The organism is Plantactinospora sp. A48 (genome assembly GCF_055793945.1).
In genome coordinates, this window is record NZ_JBTIXF010000050.1 from 38,219 (window position 1) to 49,492 (window position 11,274).

General features: G+C 63.9%; 6 protein-coding genes. 3 read left to right on the forward strand and 3 right to left on the reverse strand.

All coding sequences use genetic code 11. The annotated features are described in order from the left end of the window. Window positions 1–220 precede the first annotated feature (220 nt). Genes ACXN5W_RS22600 through ACXN5W_RS22610 form a run of 3 tightly spaced genes read left to right on the forward strand, consistent with a single transcriptional unit; the run spans window position 221 to window position 6,341 of the window. On the forward strand, window positions 221–1,966 hold the full coding sequence (locus tag ACXN5W_RS22600) for an N-6 DNA methylase (RefSeq protein ID WP_473160348.1): 1,746 nt from the start codon (window positions 221–223) through the stop codon (window positions 1,964–1,966). Then, complete coding sequence (locus tag ACXN5W_RS22605) at window positions 1,963–3,204, forward strand: restriction endonuclease subunit S (RefSeq protein ID WP_473160349.1); 1,242 nt, start codon at window positions 1,963–1,965, stop codon at window positions 3,202–3,204. Before ACXN5W_RS22600 ends, ACXN5W_RS22605 begins: the two co-directional genes overlap by 4 nt. Further along, on the forward strand, window positions 3,204–6,341 hold the full coding sequence (locus tag ACXN5W_RS22610; RefSeq protein ID WP_473160350.1) for a type I restriction endonuclease subunit R: 3,138 nt from the start codon (window positions 3,204–3,206) through the stop codon (window positions 6,339–6,341). The genes ACXN5W_RS22605 and ACXN5W_RS22610 overlap by 1 nt, the downstream gene beginning before the upstream one ends. 1,123 nt (window positions 6,342–7,464) lie before the next feature. On the opposite strand, the gene ACXN5W_RS22615 is transcribed toward ACXN5W_RS22610, so the two are convergent. From ACXN5W_RS22615 to ACXN5W_RS22625, 3 genes are all read right to left on the reverse strand, one after another. Continuing rightward, window positions 7,465–8,541: a hypothetical protein gene (locus ACXN5W_RS22615; protein WP_473160351.1), complete on the reverse strand. Its 1,077-nt coding sequence runs from the start codon at window positions 8,539–8,541 to the stop codon at window positions 7,465–7,467. Between the two features lie 104 nt (window positions 8,542–8,645). Next, window positions 8,646–9,032, reverse strand: coding sequence for a hypothetical protein (locus ACXN5W_RS22620; protein WP_473160352.1), 387 nt, complete (start codon window positions 9,030–9,032; stop codon window positions 8,646–8,648). 912 nt (window positions 9,033–9,944) lie between these two features. Beyond that, window positions 9,945–11,024, reverse strand: coding sequence for an SAVED domain-containing protein (locus tag ACXN5W_RS22625; protein WP_473160353.1), 1,080 nt, complete (start codon window positions 11,022–11,024; stop codon window positions 9,945–9,947). Between the last annotated feature and the right edge of the window lie 250 nt (window positions 11,025–11,274).

The window sequence follows — 11,274 nt, forward strand, 5'->3', positions numbered from 1 at the left end:
GCGGGCCAAGGTCGCCCATCTGCAAGCCAAATCGCCAACGCGGTCTGCGCCACCTGCGCGCCGTCGCCAGCCGCATGGCAGGCCGGTGCCGTGATGCGCGATGATGTTCTACGACGTACCGGCTACTGCAGACTGTGCGCCGCCACCTGCTCGGACGCACGCACCCGCTTGCGCTGGGCCGCCAGCATCTGTTCGTCGAGTGATCCTCGTAAGGAGCCTTGTGAGCACCCTCGGTAGTTTCATCTGGTCGATCGCCGACCAGCTTCGAGGCCCCTACCGCCCCAACCAGTACGGCAACGTGATCCTCCCGCTCACAATCCTGCGACGCCTCGACTGCATCCTTGAGCCCGACCGGGAGACGATGCGCGCGCTGGCGGCGAAGTACGACAACCCGGTCCGGCTCAAGATCGAGGTTAAGAAGGCGACCGGCCGGCCGTTCTACAACACCTCGAACTACTCCTTCGCCAACCTGCTGGCTGACCCCGACGGGCTGGCGGACAACCTGGCCGACTACATCGACCGGTTCTCGCCCGATGTCGACGTATTCCAGTACTTCGACTTCAAGAAGGAGATCCTCGCCCTAGAAAAGGCAGAGCTGCTGGGCGAGGTCATCACGTCCTTCAAGGCTGTCGACCTGCATCCGGATGTCGTCTCCAACGCCGACATGGGCGATGCGTTCGAGTACATCATCCGCAAGTTCAACGAGGCCGCGAACGAGACATCCGGTGACCACTACACCCCGCGGGACGCGATCCGGCTCCTGGTCGACCTTCTCTTCGCCGAGAAGGACGCCGACCTGACCGAGGCCGGCATCGTCCGCACGCTGTACGACCCCACCGCGGGCACCGGCGGCATGCTCGCCCTGGCCGAGGAGCACCTGCTCGCACAGAACCCCGCCGCGAAACTGAGCCTGTACGGCCAGGAGTACAACCCGCAGTCGTACGCGATCTGCAAGTCCGATCTGCTGGCCAAGGGCCACGACGCGACCAACATCGCCTTCGGCAACACCCTCACCGATGACGCGTTCAAGGGTCGCCAGTTCGACTTCTGCATGTCCAACCCGCCCTACGGCGTCGACTGGAAGCAGTATGCCAAGGCGGTGACGAAAGAGCGCGACGAAGCGGGCCCCTACGGCCGGTTCGCGCCCGGCCTGCCGGCGACCTCGGACGGGCAGATGCTCTTCCTGCTCCACCTGGTTCACAAGATGCGGGCGCCGGAGGATGGCGGCGGCCGGGCCGGGATCGTGATGAACGGCTCGCCGCTCTTCAACGGCGCCGCCGAGTCCGGTCCCTCCAATATCCGGAAATTGCTGCTAGAGAAGGACCTGGTCGATGCGATCGTCGCGCTGCCGACCAACATGTTCTTCAACACCGGCATCGCCACCTATATCTGGATCCTCGACAACACCAAGCACCCCGACCGTAAGGGCGTGGTTCAGCTGATCAACGGCACCTCGTTCTGGACGAAGATGCGCAAGAACCTCGGCTCCAAGGGCCGCGAGATCAGCGACGCCGATCGCGCCAAGGTGGTGAAGCTGTATGCCGACTTCACCGACGCTGACCCGGATTACTCGAAGGTCCTGCGCAACGACGAGTTCGGCTACTGGACTATCACCGTCGAACGCCCCCTACTCGACGAGTTGGGTAACCCCGTCGTCGACCGCAACGGCAAACCCAAGGCGGACACCAAGAAGCGCGACACCGAGAACCTGCCCTTCACCTACGGCGGCTCGACGGCCGGCGCGGCCGGAAAGGCCGAGGTCATCCAGGCGTACTTTGCCGCCGAGGTAAAGCCGCACATCCCCGACGCTTGGATCGACTGGACCAAGGTCAAGACCGGCTACGAGATCCCCTTCACCCGTCACTTCTACAAGTACGTCCCACCCCGCCCCCTCGCCGAGATCGACGCGGACTTGGAGAAGCAGGTCGCCAAGATCCTCGACCTGCTTCGTGAGGTTGAGGGATGAGCAAGCGATATACCAACTACGTCGACTCGGGTGTGCCGTGGCTTGGCGATGTTCCAGCAGGCTGGACGGTGAGGCCACTGTGGTCGATGTTCGAGCGGATCAAGGACGTAGGGCACCCCGATGAACAGATGCTCTCGGTGTTCCGCGACTACGGTGTCGTTGCGAAGGACTCTCGGGACAACATTAACAAGACCGCCGAGAACCGAAACATTTACCAGCTCGTCCACCCCGGATGGCTGGTCACGAACCGGATGAAGGCATGGCAAGGATCAGTTGGCATCTCCGGCCTGCGAGGGATCGTTTCGGGACACTACATCTGCTTCGCTCCTCGACACGATGCACACTCTCGCTACCTGAATTGGCTCTTCCGGAGCCCCGCCTACGCCGCCGGCTACGCGCTCCTGTCTAGGGGCGTAAGGATCGGCCAGGCCGAGATCGACAACGATCTCTACCGAGTGATGCCTGTTCTCCTTCCGCCGATCGAGGAGCAGCACGCCATAGCCGACTACCTCGACCGCGAGAGCGCCCGCATCGACATGCTCATCGAGGAGCAGCAGCGCCTGATCGAGCTGCTCCGCGAGCGGCGACAGGGCGTCTTGGCTCGCGCCTCGGACGGGGACTGGCCGACGGCGGGCCTTGGCCTCCTGCTAGAGGGAATCAAGGACGGGACACATGGGTCGTTCTCGCGAACTGTTCCCGGCGAGGGAATGCCACTACTTGGGGCGCGGAATATCGTGGGGTCTCGGGTCACGTTGGACGGCGCCGAGTCGTTCATCTCTGCAGAGGACCACCACTCGATTGTGGCGAACGGGTTTCCTGCAAAGGGTGATGTCCTGCTCGTCATTGTTGGGGCGACGATCGGCAAAACGGCGGTGTACGACCTCGACACTCGCTATTCGTTCCAGCGAAGTGTCGCCTTCCTGCGACCCACTGAGCGCTTGGAGCCGAAATTTTTGTGGTACCAGATTCAAGCAAGCCGATTCCAGGATGAGTTGACGCTGCGAGCGAAGACCTCGGCCCAGCCAGGGATTTACCTGGGCGACGTGACTGCGATCCCTGTCGTCGTCCCACCCCTTCGGGAGCAGCGCCGCATCGTCGCGTACCTCGATGAGCAGACCGCGAAGATCGACACACTGATCGAAGAGACGGAGCGGTTCATCGAACTCGCACGTGAGCGACGGATGGCATTGATCACGGCGGCGGTGACGGGGCAGATCGATGTGTGGGAGATGGCGTGATGGCCGATCACAACGAGGTCGTCTTCGAGTCCGAGATCTGTGCGTATCTGGAAGCCCACGGGTGGCTCTACTCCGCGAACGACGCCGGCTACGACCGGGAGCGGGCGCTGTTCCCCGAGGACCTGTTCGGCTGGCTGGAGCAGACCCAGCCGGCGGCGTACGCGAAAGCGTTGAGGGCTGCGGGATCTGAGGCGAAGTTCCTCGACGTGCTGGCCACGGCGCTGGACAAGCCTCTTGAGCATGGGGGCGGGACGCTGAACATCCTGCGTAACGGGGTGCAGTACATCGGTGGTGGCCGGTTGAAGATGGCACAGTTCCGCCCCGATACCAGCTTGAACGCGACCACCAATGAGCAGTACGCGGCGATGCGGGTGCGGGTGATGCGGCAGGTGCACTTCTCTACCGCTGACCGGCGCAGCATCGACCTGGTCTTTTTCGTCAACGGGCTCCCGGTTGCCACTGTCGAGTTGAAGACCGACTTCACCCAGTCTCTTGACGAGGCGGTCAACCAGTACCGCAAGAACCGGCATCCGCTGACCAACGGGCGACCGGAACCGTTGTTGTCGTTCGGGCATCGGGCGCTGGTGCACTTCGCGGTTTCCAACAACCTGGCCGCGATGACCACCAAGTTGGAGGGTGAGAAGACGCAGTTCCTGCCGTTCAACGTGGGCCACGACGGCGGCGCGGGGAATCCGCCGGGCGCCGACGGGCGGTCGGCGACGGCGTACCTGTGGGAGCGGGTCTGGGAGAAGGACGCCTGGCTCACCATCATCGGCCGGCTGATGATCGTGGAGACCAAAGAGGAGTGGGACGTCGCGACCGGGACCTCGGTGCGGCGTACGAGCATGCTCTTCCCTCGGTTCCACCAGTGGGAGGCCGTGACGAACCTTGTGGCCGCGGTGCGCGAGGAGGGGGTGGGGCATCGGTACCTGATCGAGCATTCGGCCGGGTCGGGGAAGACGAACACCATCGCCTGGACCGCGCATCGGCTGGCGCGGCTGCACGTGAACGACGAGAAGGTCTTCGACTCGGTGATCGTGGTCGTGGACCGCAACGTGCTCGACGGGCAGCTGCAGGAGGCGATCCGGCAAATCGACGGGTCGGGGAAGATCGTGGCCACGATCAGCCCGGAGGACGTCCGCAAGGCGGGGGCGAAGTCGAAGTCCGGGCTGTTGGCGACCGCGTTGAAGAACGGGGAGCTGATCATCGCGGTGACGGTGCAGACCTTCCCGTTCGCCCTCGATGAGATCCGGGCCGACTCGTCGCTGAGGGGCCGGCGGTTCGCGGTGATCGCCGACGAGGCGCACTCGTCGCAGTCCGGGCAGATTTCCCGGAAGCTCAGGGACGTGTTGACCGCGGAGGAGGTCAAGGAGATCGAGGAAGGCGGCTCCGTCGATGTCGAGGCGATCCTGGCCTCGGAGATGACTGAGCGGGCCGAGTCGGAAGACATCTCCTACTTCGCGTTCACGGCGACGCCGAAGAACAAGACCCTCGACCTCTTCGGCCGCAAGGGTCCCGACGGGACGCCGGTCGAGTTCCACCTCTACTCGATGCGGCAGGCGATCGAGGAGGGCTACATCCTCGACGTGCTCAGGGGCTACCAGTCCTATGACACCGCGCTGAAGATCGCCGGTCGGGCCGAGAGCGGCGACGGTGGCGAGGTGGTGGAGGAGGCCGCGGCGCGTAAGGGGCTGATGCGGTGGGTGAAGCTACACCCGACCAACATCAGCCAGAAGGTGCAGATCATCGTCGAGCACTTCCACGCCAACGTCGCCCACCTGTTGGAGGGGAAGGCGAAGGCGATGGTGGTGACCGACTCGCGCAAGGCGGCGGTGAAGTACAAGAAGGCGATCGACGCCTACATCGCCAAGCGGGCCGCCAAGGACGCCTCGTACAGCTACCGCACCCTCGTCGCCTTCTCCAACTCAGTGAAGATGGCCGAGGACGAGGAGTGGGCTTCGGACTGGGGACCACAGCCGAGCAAGGACGGCGAGTTCACCGAAGCCAATCTCAACCCCGGCGCCGGCGCGGACCTAGCCGCCGCCTTCAAGGGCACGACGTACAAGATCATGCTGGTCGCCAACAAGTACCAGACCGGGTTTGACCAGCCGCTGCTCTCGGCCATGTACGTCGACAAGAAGCTGTCCGGGGTCACCGCTGTGCAGACGCTGTCCCGGCTCAACCGCACCCACCGCACCGCGGGCGGGGAACAGAAACGCAAGACCTTCGTCATCGACTTCGTGAACAAGCCCGAGGACATCCGGACTGCGTTCGAGCCGTACTTCACCAACGCCACCCTGGAGACCGAGACCGACCCGTACATCGTCGTCCACCTCGCCAACAAGCTCGCCCAGGCCGGGATCTACACGCCAGATCAGGTGCGCGAGGTCGCTGAACTGTGGGTCACCCGCAAAGGCAACAACGCGCTCTCGGCCGCTATCAGCCCGGCCAAGAACGACTTCGCCCGCCGCTACGCGGCGGCGATCGAGGCCGACGACAAGGTCACCCTCAACACCCTCGACCTGTTCCGCAAGGACGTCTCCACCTACGTCCGGCTCTACGACTTCATGAGCCAGATCGTCGACTACGGCGACCCCTACATGGAGATGCTGTCGATCTTCCTGCGGCTCCTGGAGAAGGTCATCGCAGACACCTCCTGGGCCGCAGAGGTCGACCTCTCCGACGTGGTCCTGGTCGGCGTCAAGCACACCAAAGGGACCGCGGTCGACATCTCGCTCACCGGTGACGGCCAGCTCAAGGGCATCGGCGCCGCAGGCACCGGCACCCGGAAGGAACCGAAGTACGTCGCACTACAGGTCGTCATCGACAAGATGAACGACCTCTTCGGCGCCGAGTCGTTCTCCGCGTCTCAAGTCCGTGAGTTCGTGCAGGGACTGGTACAGCGGCTGCTTGCCTACCCGGGCCTGGTCAACCAGGCCAAGGTGAACTCGAAGAAGCAGTTCATGGAATCGCAGGACTTCCAAGCGGCGGTCACCGAGGCGGTCGTCGACAACCAGGAGGCCCACAACACCATGGCCGACTACTTCTTCAGCGACGGCCCCAGCATCAACGCCGTCATCATGGCGCTCGCGGACGCCTTCTACGAAGCAGCGATCGATCAGCGGACCGATGTGTAAGCAGGGCAGACTCCAGAGGGGACCGCGCGAGGTACAGCCGACAGCTACAACGATCGCACCACCGGCGCCCGAAGATCGAGTACCACTTGTCCACCGCAAGTACCCATCTGCCGTCCACTGGCATCGCAGCGACGACCCAGTCAGCCGCTGGCGCAGGAAGCCGGTTCCGATAACCTAGCCTTCAGTTCCGGCGCGGAAGGATGTGGCTCGTGCGAAAGCGGTCTTTTCGGCGATTCTAACGGTCGCGTTGGGGGGCGCCTTAACATTCGCGATCTGCTGGTGGTTGGTTCGAAGATGGCGGTCGGATGTAGCCATCGTGTTGGCGGTGGCAGGAATAGCGGTAACCATAATTATGGCGCTCGTCGCTCGACCTGTTGAAGCAGCCTGGGACAAATCCTTGGGTCTTATAGTGGGCAGCCGTCGATAGCGCCAGACAGTCAAGCCCCGCCAAGCGCCGCGCCGACCGGGGAGCCGTCGTCGTTGCCGCCGCCCACCCTCACACCGCCCTTCGCAGCAAGGCCATCCAAGTCCAACACAGGAAGGGCCGGTCCATCCACGGGCCCGCCCAGGGGTGCTGCAGCAACATTCGTTATGTCCCGTCTGCAATGGGAGAGTTCCGGTCGGACTGGTCCGGACACATCGAAGACGAACTCGGAGATTCGGGTTTCTTTTGACACCGACCCTTTGGCGCCATCAGATATGTCCTGGACCTGCGTGGACTCCCTGGGCAAGGAGCTGCTTACTGCGCCAATGAGGGAATGTGTGATGCCACGTAGGCCGGCGACAGCCGGCCGCCACACAATAAAAGTCACTGTGACCGACAAGAGAACCGGCTACACCGAATCTGACACAGTGACTCTCACCCTTAGCCCGTAACGACGCAGTGAAACTGACGAGACCCCGGGAGTTGATCCAGCGGTCGTGAGAGCTGTTATCGGTGGATGCAGGCGGCAGCGTATCTGGCTAGGGTCGCTCCGGAGCTGACGTTCGGGGACGAAGTGGTCCCCGCTGACGATCCGTATGTGCGACCAGCTGCGCCCGTTCGCTCGTTACGTCCGAGTCCGAGTTGGTCGAGGCGCGGATCGCGGATGTGGCTGGCCTGCGGTCCTCGGCGAGGGGTGTTCTACCTCCCAGTGACTTGTCCGATCCAGATCTTGTTGCTAGCACCTTGCCCGACGAGTAGCAGCTTTGAGCCGGAGATGGCGAGCCCAGCCATAACCTCGGCCTTGTCGAATTGGTTCGCTCGCACGGGCTCCTTCGTCCAGTCGCGGCCGTCCTGAGAAATCCAAACGGCTGCATCGCCGCCGGACCAGCCGGTGGCGACGAACCCCAACCCGATCGGCAGTACGTTGTTGACGTAGGTGGAGGTGATGGGCGCGACTCCCGCGTCAGGTAGACGGCCCGGAGCCAGGCGTCCCCGTTGCCAGGCGCTCTGCCCGATCACCTGATAGAGAACAGCGGTTCCGGGTGGATGGGCAGGATCCACGGGACGAGGCGAATGCGGATCACCGGGAGAACGGTAGCCGAACACGACGCGCGTGCTGCCGTTACTAGCGGCTGGCCCGATATCGTCGAGGCCGCCTAGATCGTTGGCAATCTTGTCCCATCGCTTCGCGTCGATAGATGCATAGGCAAAAGGGGTCTCCCTACCGCCGCCGACAATCATGAACCCGTCGGCGTTTGCACTTAAAGAAGTGAACGGTTCCTCGGGAGCGTTTACGGCTAGGACGGTAGGGTCCTCGAAGGTGATCCCGTCGGCGGAGTGCCAGACGACATACCCGTCATTTGACACGAACTCGTTTCTGTCTTCGTGGTTCATGATGCCGAGGGCTACGACGCCGTGTGGGCCTGCCGCGATACCCAGCAGCCGGGTGACGGGGGTCGAGGGTAGCGTGATGGCCTGCCAGTTGTGCGGCGCTGTGGTACGCCAGACGGTTGGCGAGCTCAGCCTTGTTCCAAGCACGTAGCCCGCGTCGGCGTATCCGGCCACCGCCCAGTCTGCCGGCTGATTGATCTGCGGCGGCATGTCCGCCGTCCAGATGCGCCCTTCCTTCGATGAGAAAACAGTCCTACCAGACATCGTGCGTAGGTCAGTGCCGGAGACGAGAAAGCCATGCGCCCAACCGGCTACGTTATTCGGTTCAAGCTTCCGCAGGTCTTGCGGGACTCCTGCATCGGAGACGAGATTCCAGGCGGTCACCGTGACCGGAGGGTACACGCTCGGCGAGGCCGAATGGGTCGTGGCGCCCGAGGCGGAGCAGCCGGTGATCAGAGCCACGGTCAGCAGTGCGACCAGCGGTGGTCTCACGCGGGGCACGGCGGGGGCTCCCATCCTCTCGGCGTTGGGCAGAACCTGCGCGTCAGCTTCGCGCTGGTAGTTTGGAAAGGGCGACCGTTATCGTCGATGACGATCACACCCTGCTGCGCCCCCGAGCTCCAGCGCAGCTTCAGGTGCCACTGAACCTCCTGATCGGTGGCCGCCTCGATGTACCACTGCTCTGGGTCATCGGTTGTGACCTTGTAGGGGAACCCGATTGTGGGCCCGGCCGATCCCTTGGCATCCGCGGTGAGCGTTGGCCGCTGTGCGTCGAGGTCGACCGTAAAAAACCGCGGCTTGAGGTCACTTGCACAGTTCGGCGGCAGCATCGCCCCATGCTGAGCAGGTTTCCGCGTGATCACCTCAACATCCATACCTAGCAGGACAACGGCCCGGTCGACGGTGCCCTGGATGGTGACGCCAAGGGGGCTGCCGCTAGATACCATGGCATTCGCGGGCCTCGTCGAGCCGTTGTGGGCCACGTTATGGGGTCCCGGGTCGGGTACGACCCATCCGGACGGCTTGTCACAGGAACCGCCCTGGACCTCGCTGGCCGCGGTGACTGGGACAGCGGGAACGGAGGGTTGTGCAGCGATTGGGGATCCCGAGCGAGCCGCGTTCGAATCAACGCCCAACCACGTCTTGTGCTCGATGACCACCGGAATGATGCCGATAAAGATCGCGGTCGCCGTGCTCGCAGTCCACCTAAAGACGGGCCTCTTCCACCATACCGTGGCCAGTGTTGCCAATTGTGCTGACGACGAAGGGGGGCGAGGCGTGCGGCGTCCTTTGGATCCCACGGCCATACTTTGGATCAAGCGCGTGGTCTTGCGCCATACCACACAGTGGCGGATCAACGACAGTTTCTACTCACCCGGTTCGCCTTAGGTCGACATTGCCAGCTGGGACAAACGCATCGTTTAGTTGGGAACCGGCCGCGTTGTCACCTGGCCGCGACACCGCATCGCAGCCGGGAGTCAGGCGCACCGCGCGCCGACGTCCACCACGTCCGCGAGACCACTCTGGCCGTGGCCCGCGCCGCATATGCTGAACACTTCGGCGCACCCCGGCCTCTGCCCAAGATCTTCGATCTTCCCGCGCAGGTCTGGATCACCCAGCCCGACCAGGAAGCCAAGACCGGACAACAAGCGGGCGCCACCGGTCACCGAGCCGTGGGCACACCACGACTCGGCCCTCCCTGACCTGCGGCCACTCCTTTAGCTCAAGAGTAGGCCGGGAGTACGACACTTCTTCACGTCGGACATCGAGACGCGATCGGTCCCAGCTCACGCAGCTGAAGGCGGCGGGAACGGTTCGTAGGAGCTGGTCGAGGCGTCGAACGTGAACGCCGTCCACATGTTCCTCTCGGGAGCGGCGAGCCGCGCACCCAAAGCCACCGCGATCGCCACCGGACCACTGAGGAAAATGGCATGATGACCAGTCCGAGCGGCAGCGGGCAGCGCAGCCGTACGCCAGGCCTGGCACGTCTGCTCCACGACGCCGCTGAACGTCTCGCCGTCCTCCGTCAGTCGGGACGTGGCCGTGTGCAGCCGCAGCACGTAACCAATCCCGTGCTGGCGGCAGGCCGCCAGGACCTGATCGGTGAACTGGTCACCGAACCCCTGGAGATCCAGCGCGATCGCAACCCTAGACACGTCGCCGCCATCAACTGCCTCAAGGCGCTCCGCAATCAACGGCCTCACGGTCGACTCCACCGCGCGCAGGGACGTGGCCGGGAAGTACGGTGGTGATCCGTCAGCCTGGCGGATCGCATGTACCGCAACCTCTCGGGCGTGGGTATGCCCCAACCGTGCTCCGAACCAGAAGGCGGCGTTCAACGGCATCGTGGGGATCAGATTGATCCGGGCCGCGTCCGGCGTGAGTCGTTCCGCCATCATCGTCGCCACAAGCGTCTCGTCGGCCAGCAGGTCCACCAGCTGTCGATCCCGCGACCCGTCGCCGGACAGTTCGACATCCGTCCTTAACGTAACCGAGCACGTGTCTCGGCTGAACGTCTCCGCCTGCTGATCGAGTTGCCGCGCCCGTGCCAGACCTCGCCGCGCGTCCATCGCGGTGACCACGATGCCCACCCGCACCCGACGTTGGGCACGATCCCGGAGACAAAACCCCAACACCACGAGCGCCACCCCGGCTACACAGCCCAGGAAAAACCACCAACGCCCGGCCGCCTCACCGGTCATCAGCGACTTGATCGCCTCGACACCGAAGCCGCCCGCGACAACCCCGCCAGCAGTGATCGCCGCAGTCCCGTCGGAAAACGCCTCCCAGAAACCGGCCGCGCCGCGCCTCGCATGTCCGGAGCCCACGACCGTCAGCCGAGGCGAAGCACTTACCTGCTGCGTCATCAACCAATCCATTCGGACCCGGGTCGGCCTACGTCGTCGAGGCCGAACGCTTGGATCCTCGACGCCACTAGAGATCGGTCGTCACTCTATGTCAGAATCGCCATCGAAGGGTGGACGGTGCTCATGGCTATGAAGGCGCGGGCCTGTCAAGTTAACGGCTGATCATGGTTGTTGAGGTGGTCAGTGGTTGGCTGGGGTGAGCCGGCCTTCGAAGGCGATCTGGAAGGCGTTCAGGGGTGCCTTCCAGCGC